14 protein-coding genes are annotated in these 15922 nt (G+C 74.0%); 4 read left to right on the top strand and 10 right to left on the bottom strand.

Annotated elements, in window-relative coordinates; genetic code table 11:
- Complete coding sequence (locus ABZ885_RS15320; protein ID WP_360187862.1) at positions 1 to 948, bottom strand: hypothetical protein; 948 nt, start codon at positions 946 to 948, stop codon at positions 1 to 3.
- A gap of 296 nt (positions 949 to 1244) precedes the next feature.
- Between ABZ885_RS15320 and ABZ885_RS15315 the strand changes: the two genes are divergently transcribed.
- Genes ABZ885_RS15315 through ABZ885_RS15300 form a run of 4 tightly spaced genes read left to right on the top strand, consistent with a single transcriptional unit; the run spans position 1245 to position 4587 of the window.
- Entirely contained in the window at positions 1245 to 2009 is a 765-nt protein-coding gene (locus ABZ885_RS15315; RefSeq protein WP_360187861.1) for an amino acid ABC transporter ATP-binding protein, read from the top strand.
- A 49-nt stretch (positions 2010 to 2058) separates the two neighbouring features.
- Positions 2059 to 2946, top strand: a complete 888-nt coding sequence (locus tag ABZ885_RS15310) for a glutamate ABC transporter substrate-binding protein (protein ID WP_360187859.1) — start codon at positions 2059 to 2061, stop codon at positions 2944 to 2946.
- 23 nt (positions 2947 to 2969) lie between these two features.
- Positions 2970 to 3635: an amino acid ABC transporter permease gene (locus ABZ885_RS15305; RefSeq protein WP_360187857.1), complete on the top strand. Its 666-nt coding sequence runs from the start codon at positions 2970 to 2972 to the stop codon at positions 3633 to 3635.
- A 25-nt stretch (positions 3636 to 3660) separates the two neighbouring features.
- Positions 3661 to 4587, top strand: coding sequence for an amino acid ABC transporter permease (locus ABZ885_RS15300; RefSeq protein ID WP_360187855.1), 927 nt, complete (start codon positions 3661 to 3663; stop codon positions 4585 to 4587).
- 44 nt (positions 4588 to 4631) lie between these two features.
- On the opposite strand, the gene ABZ885_RS15295 is transcribed toward ABZ885_RS15300, so the two are convergent.
- The 9 genes from ABZ885_RS15295 to ABZ885_RS15255 all read right to left on the bottom strand — a co-directional run bounded on the left by ABZ885_RS15295 (position 4632) and on the right by ABZ885_RS15255 (position 15780).
- Positions 4632 to 5765, bottom strand: coding sequence for a tryptophan 7-halogenase (locus tag ABZ885_RS15295; RefSeq protein WP_360187853.1), 1134 nt, complete (start codon positions 5763 to 5765; stop codon positions 4632 to 4634).
- Entirely contained in the window at positions 5762 to 7816 is a 2055-nt protein-coding gene (locus tag ABZ885_RS15290; RefSeq protein ID WP_360187851.1) for a LodA/GoxA family CTQ-dependent oxidase, read from the bottom strand. The genes ABZ885_RS15295 and ABZ885_RS15290 overlap by 4 nt, the downstream gene beginning before the upstream one ends.
- 144 nt (positions 7817 to 7960) lie before the next feature.
- The gene (locus ABZ885_RS15285; RefSeq protein ID WP_360187849.1) at positions 7961 to 9109 is read right to left on the bottom strand and encodes an agmatine deiminase family protein; all 1149 of its coding nucleotides are present in this window, start codon (positions 9107 to 9109) and stop codon (positions 7961 to 7963) included.
- 311 nt (positions 9110 to 9420) lie between these two features.
- Positions 9421 to 10230 carry an ABC transporter ATP-binding protein gene (locus ABZ885_RS15280; RefSeq protein WP_360187878.1) on the bottom strand — a complete coding sequence of 270 codons (810 nt, stop codon included), beginning with the start codon at positions 10228 to 10230 and terminating at the stop codon, positions 9421 to 9423.
- A gap of 37 nt (positions 10231 to 10267) precedes the next feature.
- Entirely contained in the window at positions 10268 to 11251 is a 984-nt protein-coding gene (locus ABZ885_RS15275; protein WP_360187847.1) for an ABC transporter ATP-binding protein, read from the bottom strand.
- Positions 11248 to 12102 (bottom strand): ABC transporter permease, encoded by an 855-nt coding sequence (locus ABZ885_RS15270; protein ID WP_360187845.1) that lies wholly within the window; start codon positions 12100 to 12102, stop codon positions 11248 to 11250. The genes ABZ885_RS15275 and ABZ885_RS15270 overlap by 4 nt, the downstream gene beginning before the upstream one ends.
- Positions 12099 to 13058: an ABC transporter permease gene (locus ABZ885_RS15265; RefSeq protein ID WP_360187844.1), complete on the bottom strand. Its 960-nt coding sequence runs from the start codon at positions 13056 to 13058 to the stop codon at positions 12099 to 12101. The genes ABZ885_RS15270 and ABZ885_RS15265 overlap by 4 nt, the downstream gene beginning before the upstream one ends.
- Positions 13055 to 14731 (bottom strand): ABC transporter substrate-binding protein, encoded by a 1677-nt coding sequence (locus tag ABZ885_RS15260; RefSeq protein WP_360187842.1) that lies wholly within the window; start codon positions 14729 to 14731, stop codon positions 13055 to 13057. The genes ABZ885_RS15265 and ABZ885_RS15260 overlap by 4 nt, the downstream gene beginning before the upstream one ends.
- A 38-nt stretch (positions 14732 to 14769) precedes the next feature.
- Entirely contained in the window at positions 14770 to 15780 is a 1011-nt protein-coding gene (locus tag ABZ885_RS15255) for an agmatine deiminase family protein (protein ID WP_360187840.1), read from the bottom strand.
- Between the last annotated feature and the right edge of the window lie 142 nt (positions 15781 to 15922).

Genomic DNA, 15922 nt, shown 5'->3' with positions numbered 1-15922 from the left:
CTAGGCGAGCGCCTTGGCCTGCCAGTAGCCGAACGGCCGGAGCGGGTCCTCGCCCTCGATCGTCCACGGCCAGGGGGTGACCGTCTCGCCGATCAGCTCGAAGGTCCTGGTGCTCTCGCGCACGCGGCCGGCCTGGACCAGTGCGAAGGCGAGCAGGTTGAGGTCGGCCAGGGCGGCCGCGTGCCGGAGGTGGCCCGTTCGGGGCCAGTCGGCCAGGGCGGCGCCCAGCACGCGGGTGGCCCGGGCGCTCGCCCACTGGCGGCGGACCAGCAGGGCCTCGACGCCGCCCTGCGCGGTGGTGCGGGCGTACTCGTCGACCAGCGCGGCGAGTTCCACGCCCACGGCCGGTGCGTCCGACGGGACCGCCGCCCGGACCGTCTCCACGAAGTCCAGCTGGCTGCTGCGCGAGCCGCGCTCCTCCGGGGAGAGGTAACGCAGCATCTGGAAGTGGGCCTCGCGGTTCCAGGGGTCGCGGGCGGTCACCTCGTGCCAGACGGCGAACATGTCGCGCGACTCGGCACGGATCAGGCGCAGGATCCCCAGCAGCACCACCCACGGCGTGGGGTCGTCGGGGGCGATCTCGGCGGCGCGGTAGCAGTGCTCGGCGGTGGCCCGGGCGTCCTCCATGCGTCCGGCGTGCCGGCCGCGGACCAGCTCCACCCAGCCCTCGAAGACCAGCGGGTCGGCGTCGTTGGCCCGGCGCATCCGCCAGGACCGGGCGAGCCCCGAGGGCGCGGCGGCCTCGGCGAGCACGGAGAGGCGGTGCGCCCGGCGGTCCCAGTCCGTACCGGCCTCGCGGAGGAGCCGCTCGATCTGGTCGATCTGAATACCGCCCTGTCCCGGAATTCCGGGACCACTCAACTGTCGACGGACCCGCCCGAGTTCGGCGTCGTCGAGTTCCGGCCGAATGCGCGGGCCGGAGGCGCGGAATCTTCGTAGGATCGACACGCGCCGCAGCCTAGGCGCCCACCGGAATTTCGGACACCCCCGGAGTGGAATTGTTATTTCCCGGTGTTTCCGGCCCCGTCTTTCCGGCGGTTTCGGTGACCGTACGGTTCCGTACCGCGACCGGTGGGGGGATTTCACCCGACCGGTGGGGGATTTCTCCGGGAATATGAGTGTGTCTCAGAAATCACCGCTCCGCCGTCGGCGTGCGTCTTCCCGTCGTCGGCGTGCACCGCCCCGCCGTCGGCGTGCGCCTTCCCGCCGGAGGGCGGAGCATGTAGCCGACGAGCGGAGCAGCCATGAGCAACGAGGTTCCCGCCCCCGGCACGGGCGACCTGGTCGTGCTGAACAACGTCAACAAGCACTTCGGCGAGCTCCACGTGCTCCAGGACATCGACCTGACCATCGCCCGCGGCGAGGTGGTGGTGATCATCGGGCCGTCCGGCGGCGGGAAGTCCACGCTGTGCCGCGCGATCAACCGGCTGGAGACCATCGACTCCGGCGAGATCGTCATCGACGGCCGGCCGCTGCCCGCCGAGGGCCGTGAGCTGGCCGCGCTGCGGGCCGACGTCGGCATGGTCTTCCAGTCCTTCAACCTCTTCGCGCACATGACCGTGCTGCGCAACGTGACGCTCGGGCAGGTCAAGGTCCGCGGGAGGGACCGCAGGGCCGCCGAGGAACGGGCGCGCAGGCTGCTCCAGCGGGTGGGCGTCGCCTCCCAGGCGGACAAGTACCCGGCGCAGCTCTCCGGCGGCCAGCAGCAGCGCGTCGCCATCGCCCGGGCGCTGGCCATGGAACCGAAGATCATGCTGTTCGACGAGCCGACCTCCGCGCTCGACCCCGAAATGATCAACGAGGTGCTGGAGGTGATGCGCCAGCTCGCCCGGGACGGGATGACCATGGTCGTCGTCACCCACGAGATGGGTTTCGCCCGTTCGGCCGCCAACCGCGTGGTGTTCATGGCGGATGGCCGGATCGTGGAGGAGACGACCCCCGACCGGTTCTTCAGCAATCCGAGCAGCGAGCGGGCCAGGGACTTCCTCGCGAAGATCCTGCACCACTGACCGGACCCCTGAGCCGACCGGAAAACCCTGAGCACTAGGGATGATCATCATGAAGCCTCGCAAGGTCACGGTCACGGCCGCCGTCGCGCTCGTCCTGTCGCTCGCCGCCGCCGGCTGCGGGTCGGACGGCGGCGGCGGGTCGAGCGGCGCCACCAGCGGCGCCACGAACGGCGCGACGAGCGCGACGAACGGTGCCGCGAGCAACGGCAAGAAGATCACCGTCGGGATCAAGTTCGACCAGCCGGGCATCGGCCTGAAGACCCCGGACGGCACGTACACGGGCTTCGACGTCGACGTGGCCACGTACATCGCCAAGCAGCTCGGCCACAGCCCCGACGACATCGTCTGGAAGGAGGCCAAGAGCGCCGACCGCGAGACGCTGCTCCAGCGCGGCGACGTCGACTTCATCGCCGCCTCGTACTCGATCACCCCCGCGCGCTCGGAGAAGGTCGACTTCGCCGGCCCCTACCTGCTGGCCCACCAGGACGTGCTGATCCGGGCGGACGACGACTCCATCAAGACGCCCGCCGACCTGAACAACAAGAAGCTCTGCTCGGTCACCGGCTCCACCTCCGCGCAGAACGTCAAGACGAAGATCGCGCCCAACGCCCAGCTCCAGGAGTACGGCGGCTACTCGGAGTGCCTGACCGGCCTGGAGAACAAGGTCATCGACGCCCTGACCACCGACGACTCGATCCTCGCCGGCTACGCCTCGCAGCCCGAGTTCAAGGGCAAGTTCAAGCTCGGCGGCTTCAAGATGAGCAACGAGAACTACGGCATCGGGGTCCAGAAGGGCAGCGAGCTCAAGGCGGAGATCAACACCGCCCTGCAGAAGATGGTCCAGGACGGCTCCTGGGACGCGGCCGTGAAGAAGAACTTCGGCCCGGCCGGCTACCAGAACGAGCCCGCACCGCAGATCGGCGTCGTCGTCAGCTGAGGCGGAGCACCGGGAGGCACGCCGTGTTCGACTTCCTCAAGGGCTACGACCTGCTGGGCGCCTTCTGGGTGACGGTGCAGCTCACCTTCTACGCCGCCGTCGGGTCCCTGGTCTGGGGCACCGTCCTCGCCGCCATGCGGGTCAGCCCGGTGCCGCTGATGCGTGGCTTCGGCACCGCCTACGTCAACGTGGTCAGGAACATCCCGCTCACCGTGATCATCGTCTTCACCTCGCTGGGCCTGTTCCAGACCCTCGGCGTCACCCTCGGCGCCGACGACTTCAAGACGATCGACTTCCGGCTCGCGGTGTTCGGTCTCACCGCCTACACCTCGGCGTTCGTCTGCGAGGCGCTGCGGTCGGGCATCAACACGGTGCCGGTCGGCCAGACCGAGGCGGCGCGGGCGATCGGCCTGCGGTTCCCGCAGGTGCTGCTGCTCGTCGTCCTGCCGCAGGCCTTCCGGTCCGTGGTGGGCCCGCTCGCGAACGTGCTGATCGCCCTGACCAAGAACACCACGGTGGCGGCCGCGATCGGGGTCGCCGAGGCCGCGGCGCTGATGCAGGTGATGATCGAGAACGAGGCCCAGCTCCTCCTCATCTCGGCCGTCTTCGCGTTCGGCTTCATCTGCCTCACCCTCCCCGCCGGGCTGTTCCTCGGCTGGGTGAGCCGGAAGGTCTCGGTGAAGCGGTGAGAGCGGCGAGAGCGGTGGAGCCGTCGTGAAGCCGTCGTCGGTCCTGTACGACGCGCCGGGGCCGCGGGCCAGGCGGCAGAACGTGCTCTACACGCTGCTGTTCCTGGTCGCCCTCGCCGCCCTGCTCTGGTGGGTGGTGCAGAGCCTCGCCGACAAGAACCAGCTGGCCTGGGCCAAGTGGCGGCCCTTCTTCACCGACTCCCGGGCCTGGGAGACGTACCTGCTGCCCGGGCTGGAGAACACCCTCATCGCCGCCTCGCTCGCGATGGTGATCGCGCTGCCGCTCGGCGCGCTGTTCGGCATCGCCCGGCTCTCCGAGCACCGGTGGGTGCGCGGCGCGGCCGGCACCGTGGTGGAGTTCTTCCGCGCCATCCCGGTGCTGATCCTGATGCTCTTCGCGAACGCGGCCTACGCCAAGTACACCGACATCACGCCCGACCAACGGCCGCTGTACGCCGTGGTCACCGGCCTCGTCCTCTACAACGCCTCGGTGCTCGCCGAGGTCGTCCGGGCCGGGGTCCTGGCACTCCCCCGGGGCCAGACCGACGCCGCCAAGGCGATCGGCCTGCGCAAGAACCAGGTGATGCGGCACGTGCTGCTGCCGCAGTCGGTCGCCGCGATGATGCCGGCCATCGTCAGCCAGCTGGTCGTCATCGTGAAGGACACCGCGCTGGGCGGCGCGCTGCTCGGCTTCTCCGAACTCCTCGCCTCGGTACGGCCGATGAGCGCGAACTACGGCGCGAACACCATCGCCTGCTTCACGGTCGTCGCCGTCATCTTCGTCGTGCTGAACATCGCGCTCACCTCCTTCGCGAACTGGCTGGAGGGCAGGCTCCGGCGCGGCAAGCGGTCCACCGGCGCGGTGGTCGGCGCGGGCACCGTCGAGGAGCTGGCCACCCCGGGCGAGCACGTCGGCCGCGACGACCTCGGCGGGGCCGGCGAACCCACCTGACCCCGGGCGGCGTGTTCCCCGGGCCGGGCGGGCCCGCCCGGCGGTCAGCCGCCGTGCAGGACGCCGACGGGCAGGGGGTCGGGCCGGCCGACGTGCCGGCGTTGCCAGAACGGCCGGTCGGGCCAGCGCTGTTCGAGCGCGTAGTACGCCGCGTGGTTGCGGTGGTAGGCGGCGGTGACGCCGGCGAGGTGGGCGGCGTACCCGCCCAGGGCGTCCGGGTCACCGCCGAGGTGGCCGTGGACGGCGAGGCCGGCGGCCCGGCCGGTGTACAGGGCGGTGAGGATGCCCTGGGAGGACAGCGGGTCGAAGGCGGCCGCGGCGTCCCCGGCCGCGGTCCAGCCGTCACCGTGGACGCGGTCGAGGCGGACGGTGTGGGCCGGGGCCCGGGCGGGGGCGGCCGGCCCGGGGAACGGGTGGGCGGCGGCGCGGGCGGCCGTCGGACCGGTGGCGGCCAGCCGGCGGCGGAACAGCCCCGCGTCGACGCGGGCGGCGGGCAGGTCGGCGTCGGTGAAGAAGGCGACCAGCAGCCGGCCGCCGGGCAGCAGCGCGCTGTACCACCAGCCGTCCGGCACGGCCTCGACCAGGGTGGTGCCGTCGGTGCTCCCGGCCGCACCGGCCGGCGGGCCCAGGGTGACGTGCAGGGCGATCAGCCGGTCGCCGACCAGGCGGCGGGCGCCGTGGGTGGTGGCGATCGCGGCGCGCCGGCCGGTGGCGTCGACGAGCCGGCGGCAGCGCACCGTGCCCGGCGGGTGGGGGCGGTGGAGGGTGAGCGTCCAGGTGCCGTCCGGGTGCCGGGCGGTGGGGCGGACGAGGGCCTCCCGGACGTCCGCCCCGGCCGCCGCGGCGGCCTCCCGCAGCCGGTGGTCGAAGAGGGCGCGGTCCAGGTGCCAGCCGGGGCCGTACGGGTCGTTGATGCTGTCGACCGTGCCGAGCTGCTCCGACCCCCAGGCGGAGCGGTTGGCGTAGCAGGGCAGGTGGCCCTCCCCCGGGACGGTGCCGGCGACGCCGAGGTCGTGCAACAGCATCCGGGCGGCGGCCGGGAGGGCCTCGCCGACCGGCGGCGGGCCGCTCGCGGCGTGGGCGAGCAGGACGCTGCGGCCCTGCGCGGCCAGGGCCAGGGCGGCGGCCGAACCGGCCGGTCCGCCGCCCGCGACCACCACGTCGTAGACCGGGGTCACGCCCCGCCCCCGCCGGGCGTGCCGCCGTCCCCGCCGCCGCCGGCGTCACCGTCCCGGCCGGCGCCCTCGCCCGGGCCGGAGCGCGTGCCCCGGCCGGCGTCCTCGCCGAAGGGGTCGAGTTTGTCGAAGTACCCGATGGTGACCTCGTCGGCGGAGAGCCCGGTCAGTGCGAGGACCTCGCCGGCCGCCTGCACGGCGAGGGACTCCGTGGCGACGGTCTCGGCCGGGACGTGGACGGCGCTGAGGTTGCGGTTGTCGGACACGCCCGCGAGCGGGAACCCGGGCGTCGACTCGACCTGCATCCGCTCCGGGAAGCGGCCGTCGCCGACGGTGTACCGGCGGACCTCGACGATGCCGAACTCGTGCCACTCGGCGACGGCCTGCTTGAGCTGCTGGGGGTAGTCGCCCTTCAGCCCGCGCAGCCAGGAGGCGCGCCTGCCGAACGCCGCCTCCCGGTCGGCCTCCGGCGCCCGCCCGCCGGGGCCCTCCTCGTTGACGATGCGGTAGTCGCTCTCCTTCAGCACGTGGTTGGGCACCCGGGCCGGCCAGAAGGTCGGCAGGTAGGGGTCGTAGCGCGGGCCGAGGCTGGCGCCGGCCTCGTAGCCGGAGCGGCAGCTGGCGGTGTCGGTCTGCCAGGGGACGGCCATCCACCGGGTGAGGTCCCCCGGGCCCTGCTCGTGCAGCGGGCCGTCGGGCCCGAGCGCCCGGGCCTGGCTGAGCTCGTCCCCGTAGTCCGGTTCGGCGGTGCCCGCGGGGCGGTGCCGGATGCGCAGCGGTTCGCCGTACATCGTGGCGTGGCGGACCGGCCAGGTGACCTCGCAGCCGGGGTGGAAGGCGTCGGCGAGGCAGAAGTCCAGGGCGGCCCGGTCGAGCAGGCCGGGCTGGTCGGCCACCGGTGCGTCCTCCAGGCGCCGGGGGAAGCCCTTCCAGGAGTTGGTCTCGAACTCGCCCTTCATCCAGGAGAGCAGCACCGCGTCCTGGGTGGGGGACAGCGTCAGGTACTGCAGCGGCGAGGCCGGCCGGCTCCGCATGCCGTCGCCGTAGATCCAGGGCCACGGCACCGGGGAGAGGCCGTCCCGGGCCGGGTCGCGCAGCGAGGTGTAGACCTGGCGGCGCAGCTCCTCGTGGGTGGGCGAGGGGCTGGCGAGCCGGGCGAGGCGGTCGGGGGCCAGGAAGTGCTGCGGCCCGCCGAAGCCGAAGTGCGCGGCGAACCCCTTGTTGACCCACTGGAGTTCGCAGAAGCGGTGCAGGATCGGCTTGACGTCGCGCTCGAAGTTGACGGTCTTGGGCGGCGCGATGGTGCCCTGGGCGACGAAGAGGTCGTACAGCAGGTCGTACAGGGTGCGGACGGTCTTGACGTCGGGCGCGTAGTTGGGCGGGGCGACCACGACCCAGGCCCCGTCGACCGGGACGGCCTTCCCGCCGATGGTGAGGGTGGCGGTGACCGGGCCGTCGGAGGTGTCGTCGCACCAGCCGTCGTTGTTGCCGTAGGAGGTGAGCTCGCCGCCCTTCGGGTTGCGGGAGGTGCCGGGGCCGCCGAGGACGACCAGCCGGCCGGCCTCGTCGGTGTGCATCCGGCCGAGCGGGACGGGCGTGCCGAGGAAGGAGCCGCCGGTGAACTCCACGGCCTGCCCGCTCCCGGCGACCAGGGTCTTGCGGCCCGGGTCGATGACCAGGCTCGCCCGGTCGGTGACCGCGGCGTTGCGCCGGGGTTCGGGCCGGTCCTTCATGTCGGGGATGTCGAGCGGGAGGCTGAACCGGTACCAGGCGGCCTTCTTGTTCGCGACGTGGACCGACCACTCGATGTGCACCTGCGGGTCGGCGGTGGTCAGCTCGCGGACGACCCGGCCGTCGGCGCCGTAGCCGTAGATCCGGAACCTGGCGGCCTGGCGTTTGACCGCGCCCTGGTCGTCCTTGTGGGAGCCGGGCCGCGCGGCCGGCGGGTCGGGCACCTCGGGGCCGGGGAACCATCCGTCCGTGCGGGTGCTGTTGCCCACCCGGGCGATGCCGATCGCGGGATGGATCCTCGCGTAGGCGATGTCGTTGCTCAACGGGCGGTCCTCTCTGCGGTCCGGGGCGGGTCGGCCGACGGCGTCGGATGCCACCTCCCAGGATCTTCGGTGGACGAACCATCGGAGTCGAGGGCGTACGGGAGTGAAGCGGGGGCGCATCCCGGGCCGGGTGCGCCCGCCGGGTCAGCCGGCGGGCTGCTGCTGGGTGGAGCAGTGGATGCCGCCCCCGCCCGCGGCGATGGCGTCGATGCCCACCGGCACGACCTCGCGCCCCGGGTGGAGGTCGGCGAGGACGCCGGCCGCGCGGTCGTCGGAGGCCCGGTCCCCGAAGCGGGGCATGATCACGGCTCCGTTGACGACGTAGTAGTTGAGGTAGGTCGCCAGGAAGTCCTTGCCGAGGTCCGGCCGGCCGGCGAGGTCGGGCTCGGTGAGGTCCACGACGCGCAGCGTGCGCCCGTTCGCGTCGGTGGCCCCGCGGAGCACGTCGAGGGCCTGGTCGGAGGCGCGGGACCAGATGTCCGGCGGGGTGTCCGGTCCGGGGCGGTGGAGCACGACCACACCGGGTTCGGCGAACCGGGCCAGGGCGTCCACGTGGCAGTCGGTGATGTCCTGCCCGGCCACGCCGGCGAACCAGATGACCTTCCGGACGCCGAAGAGGTCCTTCAGGGCGGCCTCGATCCGGTCGCGGCTCACGCCCGGGTTGCGGTTCCCGTTGACCCAGGAGCTCTCGGTGGCCATCAGGGTGCCCTCCCCGTCGACCTCGATCCCGCCGCCCTCGCCGGTGACCGGCGCCTGGATGCGCCGGATCCCGTAGTGGTCGAGGAGGTTGCGGGCGACCTGGCCGTCGTCCGTGTGGGTCTGCTTGCCGCCCCAGCCGTTGAAGTTCAGGTCGACGCCGGCCACCCCCGCCGCTCCGGTGACGAAGGTGGGGCCGGTGTCGCGGGCCCACAGGTCGTCCACCGCGAGGTCGATCACCTCCACGCTGGAGCCGCAGAGCCGCCGGGCCCCGGCGCTCTGGTCCGGCCGGGCCATCAGCACCACCGGCTCGAACCGGGCGACGGCCTGCGCCACGCGGGCGATGTCCGCCCGGACGGCGGGCAGTTGGTCGCCCCACACCTCGTCGAGGGCGGGCCAGGCCATGAAGGTGCGGGTGTGCGGGCGCCACTCGGCCGGCATCGCGGGCGCGGCCGCGGCCGTCGGGGAGCCCGGAGCCGGCGACGAGGCCGGCGCGTCCTGCGCCGCGGACGGTTCCGGGCCGCCGGGCTCGTCGGCGGCGGAGCCGCAGCCCTCCAGCAGCGCCAGCGCGGCGGCAGCGGCCCCCGAACGGAGCACGGCCCGGCGGGACAGCGCCCGATGGGACGGAACCCGGCCGGACGGAGCCCCGCGGGACGGGGCGGGTTCTCTCATGACGGGACGGTCCCCTCATCGCGCGGATTCGCCCGGGAACAGGCGTTTTCCGACAGTAGGGGCGGCCGGGGGCGCACCGGCGGTCCCGCGCGCCGCCGATCGGGCGAATCGACGGGCACGCGAAGCCGGCCGGCACGCGGGAAGCATCCGGCACGCCGGAACCGGCCGGGAACGCCGGAACGGGTCCGGGCCGCCGCCGTGGGGGCGTCGACGGCCCGGACCCGGGTACCGGGGGGCTAGGACATCTCCGCCAGAGCGCGGCGCGCGGCCGCGATGGACCGCGGGTCCCAGCCCGGCCGGGGCACCGAGTCCAGCAGCAGCCGGGTGTACGCGTGCCGCGGCCGGGCCAGCACGTCCGCCGTCCGGCCGGACTCGACGATCCGCCCCTGCCGCATCACGATCACGTCGTCGGTGACGCACCGGACGACCCCGAGGTCGTGGGTGATGAACAGGTAGCCGATCCGGGTCCGTTCCCGGATCCCGGCGAGCAGGTTGAGGATCTGGGCCTGCACCGAGACGTCGAGCGCGGCCACCGCCTCGTCCAGGACCAGCACCGCCGGCTCGACCGCGAGTGCCCGGGCGATGGCGACGCGCTGGCGCTGGCCGCCGGAGAGCTGCCGGGGCAGGGCGTCCGCCTCGCGCTCGCCGAGGCCGACCTGGTCGAGCAGCTCGGCGATCCGGCGCGGGTGGTCGGCGCCGGGGAAGTGCAGGCGCAGCGTCTCGCGCAGCGCCGCGCCGACCGTGGTGCGCGGGTCCAGCGACAGGTACGGGTCCTGGAAGACCAGCTGGACCTCGCGGGCCCGGGCCAGCCGGTGGGCCCGGCCGCGCCGGTGCTCGCCGCGGTCGCGCCGGTGGACCAGGACGCGGCCGGAGTCGGCGCGTTCCAGCCCGGCGACGATCCGGGCGGTGGTGGTCTTGCCGGAGCCGGACCCGCCGACGATGCCCAGGGACCCGCCCTCGGCGAGGGTGAAGGAGACGTCGTCCACCGCCTGCACACCGCCGAAGGCGCGGTGCAGTCCGACGGCTTCGAGGACGGTCCGGCGCATCGGCGGTACCCCCTCCGGACGGGCCGCGGCCCCGAGGTCAGGACTGCGCATGCGTGGCCTCCTCGCCGGTCCGGTCGCCGTGGTGGCAGGCGCTGCGGTGGCCCGGTCCGGCCCCGGCCGGCCGGAGGGCGGGCTCCTGCCGGCGGCAGAGGTCCGTCACGAGCGGGCAGCGCGGGGCGAACGGGCAGCCCGTCAGCTCCTCGCGCAGGCCGGGCGGGCGGCCCTCGATGGCGGTGAGCCGGCCGCCGGGGGCGTCCGGGCGCGGGGTGGAGGCGAGCAGCGCGGCGGTGTAGGGGTGGCGCGGGCGGTCGAACAGCTCCCCGGCGGGCCCGGTCTCGACGATCCGTCCGGCGTACATCACGTACACCCGGTCGCTGATGGCGGCGGCGAGGCCGAGGTCGTGGGTGACGAACAGCAGGCCGGTGCCGAAGCGTTCCCGGAGGTCGGCCAGCAGGGCGACGACCTCGGCCTGGGTGGTGACGTCCAGGGCGGTGGTGGGTTCGTCGGCGAGGAGCAGGGCGGGTTCGCCCATCAGGGCGGCCGCGATCATGACGCGTTGGAGCATGCCGCCGGACACCTGCCCCGGGTACCGGCCCAGGACCGATGCGGGCAGGCCGACCGCGTCCAGCATCCCGGCGGCCCGCTCGGCCGCCGCCGCGGCGGTGAGCCGGCCGCCCAGGCGCACGCCCTCGGTGAGGAAGTCCCCGAGGCGGCGCAGCGGGTTGACGGCGGCCCGGGGGTCCTGGAAGACCATCGCCGCGGTGCCGGTGCGCAGCCGCCGCAGCCGGTCGGGCGTCATGGCGAGCACGTCCTCGCCGTCGACGCGGACGGCACCCGCGGTGGCGGCGCCGTCGGGCAGCAGCCCGAGGACGCTGCGGGAGGTGAGGCTCTTGCCGGAGCCGGACTCGCCGACCAGGGCGACCGTCTCCCCGGCGGCGACGGTGAGGTCGACGCCGACGAGGACGGACCGGGCGGTGTCCGGCAGGCGCAGGTGGTAGGCCCGGATGTCGAGGACGGTCATCGGTCCCTCCCGGCGACCAGGTCGGCGCGGCGTTCGCCGACGACGTTGAAGGCGACGACGGTCAGCACGATCGCGAGGCAGGGCAGGACCGCGGAGAGCGGGTAGCCGTGCTGGACGGCGGACTGGCCGTCGAAGACCATGCGGCCCCAGTCGGGGGTGAGGGCGGGGACGCCGAGCCCGAGGAAGGAGAGGCCGGCCAGGTCGATGAGGGCGTAGCCGAAGTTGACGGTCGCCTGGGCGAGGAGCACGGGGGCGATCCCGGGGAGGACGTGGCGCAGGCAGATCTGGAGTCCGGAGTGGCCCTGCACCCGGTAGGCCTCGACGTACGGGCGGGCGCGTTCGGCGAGGACGAGGGAGCGGGTCAGGCGGCTGACGTAGGGCAGGTAGGCGACGGCGAGGGCGAGGACGGGGGCGAGCAGGCCCTCGCCGTACACGGAGACGATCAGGATCGCCAGGAGCAGGCCGGGGAAGGCGAAGACCAGTTCGGTGCCGCGGGAGAGGACGGAGTCCAGCGGGCCGCCCCGCCAGGCGGCGGTGATGCCGACGGCCACGCCGGCCAGCGTGGAGAAGGCGACCACGCCGAGCGGTCCGAGCAGCGAGGTGCGGGCTCCGGTCACCAGCCGGGAGAGGGTGTCGCGCCCGGAGGCGTCGACGCCGAGCAGGTGGTCGGCGGAGGGCCCGGCCAGGGCGTCGCCCAGGTCGACGGTGTTGGGGTCGTGGGGTGCGAGCCAGGGGGCGAGCAGCGCGGCGAGGACCACCAGGGCGACGAAGGCCAGGCAGGTCCGGTGCAGCGGGGCGCGGGTGGTGCGCAGGCGGGCGAGGCCGGGCCGGCGCAGCAGGGCGGCGGTCATCCGGCGGCCGCCCGGGTGCCGAGGGTGACGCGGGGGTCGACCAGCGGGTGGAGCAGGTCGACGACCAGGTTGACGGCCATGAACAGCCCGACCAGGAGCAGCGAGATGGCCTGGACGGTCGGGAAGTCCTTGGTGGTGGTGGACAGTTCGAGGAGCTGTCCGATGCCGCCGACGCCGAACGCGGTCTCCACCAGGACGGTGCACACCAGCAGGGTGGAGACGATGAGCCCGCCGGTGGTCAGCACGGTGCCCAGGGCGTTGCGGAGGACGTGCCGGCGGATCACGTGGCGCTCGCCGACGCCGCGGCTGCGGGCGACGGTGACGTGCTCCTGCCCGAGGGCCTCCAGCATCGCCGCCCGGGTGACCCGGGCCAGCATGCCGGTGAGGTAGAGGGCGAGGGCGACGGCGGGCAGGGTGAGGTGCCAGAGCATCGGGCCGAGGCCCTCGCCGGTGCCGCCGGTCGGGAACCAGCCCAGCTTCACCGCGAAGAGGCCCTGCAGCAGGACGGCGGCGACGAAGGACGGGGTGCCGAGCGCGACCGTGGTGGTGACCAGGATCGCCGAGTCGGCGGCGCCGCCGCGGACGGCGCCGGTCCGGCCGAGCAGCAGGCCGAGGGCGACGACGAGGACCAGCGCCATCGCGACCAGCAGCAGGGTGGCGGGCAGCCGGTCGGCGAGCAGCCGGGAGACGTCGGTGCGGTAGGTGATCGAGCGGCCGAAGTCGCCGTGCAGGATCCGGCCGGCCCAGCGCAGGTACTGCAGGAGGAACGGGTCGTCCAGGTGGTACTGGGCGTTGACCGCCCGCAGGGCCTCCGGGGAGGCCGAGCGGCCGGCGAGCAGGAAGCTCGCCGGGCTGCCCGGGGCGAGGTACAGCGCGCCGAAGATCACGAACGAGGCGCCGGCCAGGGTGGCGGCCAGCTCGGCCAGCCGGCGGGCGGCGAATCTCAGGAAGCTCACCGGGCCGCCCCCACGTCGGCCGCCCACGGGTGGTAGAGGTAGGAGATGGTGGTGGGGGCGCCGGTGATCCGCTTGTTCAGGAACACCGAGGTGGGCCACTCGGCGACGGGGATCCAGAGCAGCCGCTCGGAGGCGAGCCTCTGGAGCCGGGCCGCGAGGGTGAACCGCTCGGTGGAGTCGGTGGCGGCCACGGCCCGGTCGGCCAGGTCGTCGTAGCCGGGGTCGCTGTAGGAGGCGAAGTTCTGGTAGGCACCGGTCCGGAAGTTGGCCAGCAGGTCGAGCGGGTCGGTGATGGAGTCGTAGTACGTCTCCGGGAACAGGTCGATGCCCTCGCGGGCCGCGGGGTCGGTGAAGAGGGCGGTGAAGGCGTTGGGGGCGATGGTCCTCAGCCGGACGTCCAGTCCGATCTTCGCCCCTGCCGCCTGGACGGCGGTGGCGAGCAGCGAGACGTCCTGCCCGATCGGGCTGGTGGCGACGGTGACGGTCTTCCCGGTGGCGCCGGCCTCCTCGACCAGGGCCCTGGCCCGGCCGAGGTCGGGGGCGGTGGGGGTCAGCCCCTGGAACGCCTCGTCACGGACGTGCTCGGGGGCGGCCGCCCAGGCCGCGCGGGTGGTCAGCGAGCCGGTGACCCGGCCGGCCCCGCCGAGCCCGGTGCGCACGAAGCCGGAGCGGTCGAGGGCGAGCGAGAGCGCCTGGCGGACCCGGGCGTCGCCGAGCACGCCCTGCATGTTGGTGACGTTGACGTTGACCGTGCTGAGGCCCTCGCCGAAGTAGAGCGATCCGGCGCCGGACGAGCGCAGCCGGTCGTAGCTCTCGGTGGGGATCAGGTAGCCGCCGTCGGCCTCGCCGGTGAGCAGGGCGTTGACGCGCGCCGAGGGGTCGGTGAGGAAGCGGAAGACGGCCTTGGCCGACTTCGCCTTGGGGCCCCAGTAGCCGTCGAAGCGCCGGAGTTCGACGGACTGGCCCTTGGTCCAGGTGCCGAGGCTGAACGGGCCGGTGCAGTCGAGGCTGCCGCTGGTGCCGTAGTCCTTGCCGGCCGCCTCGGTCCCCGCCCGGGAGGAGACGGCTCCGGCGGCGGTGGCCATGTACTGGTTGAACTGCGAGTCGGGCCGGGTGAGTTTGACGGTGACCTGGAGTGGGCCGGTCTTGGTGATGCTGCCGACGTTGCGGAACTGCTGGGCCCAGGCCGCGGCGTTGTCCGGGTCCGTCTGGCGGCCGAGGCTGTAGACCACGTCGTCGGCGGTCATGACACCGCCGTCGTGGAAGTGGACGTCGGGCCGCAGGTCGTAGACCCAGGTCGTCGGGTCGGGGCTGGTGGCCTTCTCCGCCAGCCCGGGGGCGAGGGTGAGCTGCGGCGTCCACCGCATCAGGCTCTCGCAGACGTTGGCGAGGATGGTGTTCTGCGGGTAGTCGAACGCCGAGACGTAGTCCAGCGTGGGCGGCTCGGCGTACAGGGCCCAGGTGAAGGACTCCAGGCCCCCCCGGGCGGGCGGGGTGCCGTCGGAGATCCGGTAGGCCGTCCCGCCGTCGGTGCCGCCGTCCTTGGGCGGGCCGGCGCAGGCGGTGGCCAGGGTCAGGGCGAGGGCGGCGGCGACGGCGGCGGCCGGGAGGACGGCGGGCCGGCGGCGGCTTCGTGGGGTGCGGGTTCTGGTCCCGTCGCGGGAGGTGCGCATGGGGTTCTCTTCCGTGGGGGCCGGTCGGACGGGGCCGGTCAGACGCCGGGCCGGGCGGCCGGGACCTGCTGGGTGATGCAGTGGACGCCGCCACCGCCGTAGGCGATGACCCGCGAGCGCACCCCGACCACCTTGCGGCCGGGCAGGGCGGCGGCGATCACGGCGAGGGCCCCCTCGTCCTGGGGCACGCCCGCGGTCGGGACGACGACCCCGCCGTTGGCGATGTAGAAGTTCAGGTAGCCGACCTCGGTCGCCTTGCCGTCGACGTCGACGAAGGCGCTCTGCGGCAGGTCGAGGATCTCCAGCTTCCGGCCCCGGGCGTCGACGGCGGCCTCCAGGACGGCCCGGTTCTCCCGCATCCGCTTGTGGTCGGGATGCGCCGGGTCGTCCGGGAGCTGGACGACCACCTTGCCCGGGGCCACGAACGCGCAGACGCCGTCCACGTGGCCGTCCGTCTCGGTGTCCAGGAGCCCGCCGTACGGCAGCCAGATCACCGTGGTGACGCCGAGCCGGGCCTTCAGCTCGGCCTCGATCTCCTCCCGGCTCATGCCCGGGTTGCGGTTGGGGTGGAGCAGGCACTGCTCGGTGGTGATCAGGGTGCCCTCGCCGTCGGCGGTGACGGCACCGCCCTCCATGATCATCCGGGAGTCGATGCGCTCGACGCCCATCCGCTCCAGCAGCAGGCCGGCGATCCGGTCGTCGGCGTCCCACGGGTGGTGCTTGCCGCCCCAGGCGTTGAACCGGAAGTCCACGCCGGCGCGCCGCCCGTCGGGGCCGAGCACGAAGATCGGGCCCGAGTCGCGGAGCCACGAGTCGTCGAGGGGAAGTTCCACCACCTCGACGCCCTCCCCGCAGAGCGCCCGGGCCTCCTGGCCCTGCCCGGGGCGGGCGACCATGGTCACCGGCTCGAACGCGGCGATCGCCCGCGCCACGCCAGCGTACTCCAGCTTCGCCTCGTCGTAGGCAGCGCCCCAGAGCTCGGCCCTGGTCGGCCAGGCCATCAGGCAGCCCTCGTGCTCGGTCCACTCGGCGGGCATGCGGAAAGTCATCACGGAACTCTTCTCTGCTCGGGTGCTTCGACTGCTCGGGTGTTTGACTGCTCGGGTGTTCCGACCGCTCGGCGGTGCGGCGGCCGGGGGAACCGCCCGGGGCCTGCGACGCCCCGGGCGGCGGGAGGTGCGGGCCGGGGCC

It is taken from the genome of Kitasatospora sp. NPDC047058, from assembly GCF_040643935.1.
Lineage (GTDB): Bacteria > Actinomycetota > Actinomycetes > Streptomycetales > Streptomycetaceae > Kitasatospora.
Note: the sequence above shows the minus strand (reverse complement) of the source record. Positions and strands in the feature narration are given on the sequence as shown.

Bases quoted from the DNA above. Each gene is read 5' to 3' on its own strand.
- ABZ885_RS15315 (WP_360187861.1), top strand. From the start codon at position 1,245: ATGAGCAACGAGGTTCCCGCCCCCGGCACGGGCGACCTGGTCGTGCTG.
- ABZ885_RS15310 (WP_360187859.1), top strand. From the start codon at position 2,059: ATGAAGCCTCGCAAGGTCACGGTCACGGCCGCCGTCGCGCTCGTCCTG.
- ABZ885_RS15280 (WP_360187878.1), bottom strand. From the start codon at position 10,230: ATGCGCCGGACCGTCCTCGAAGCCGTCGGACTGCACCGCGCCTTCGGC.
- ABZ885_RS15275 (WP_360187847.1), bottom strand. From the start codon at position 11,251: ATGACCGTCCTCGACATCCGGGCCTACCACCTGCGCCTGCCGGACACC.
- ABZ885_RS15270 (WP_360187845.1), bottom strand. From the start codon at position 12,102: ATGACCGCCGCCCTGCTGCGCCGGCCCGGCCTCGCCCGCCTGCGCACC.
- ABZ885_RS15260 (WP_360187842.1), bottom strand. From the start codon at position 14,731: ATGCGCACCTCCCGCGACGGGACCAGAACCCGCACCCCACGAAGCCGC.
- ABZ885_RS15255 (WP_360187840.1), bottom strand. From the start codon at position 15,780: ATGACTTTCCGCATGCCCGCCGAGTGGACCGAGCACGAGGGCTGCCTG.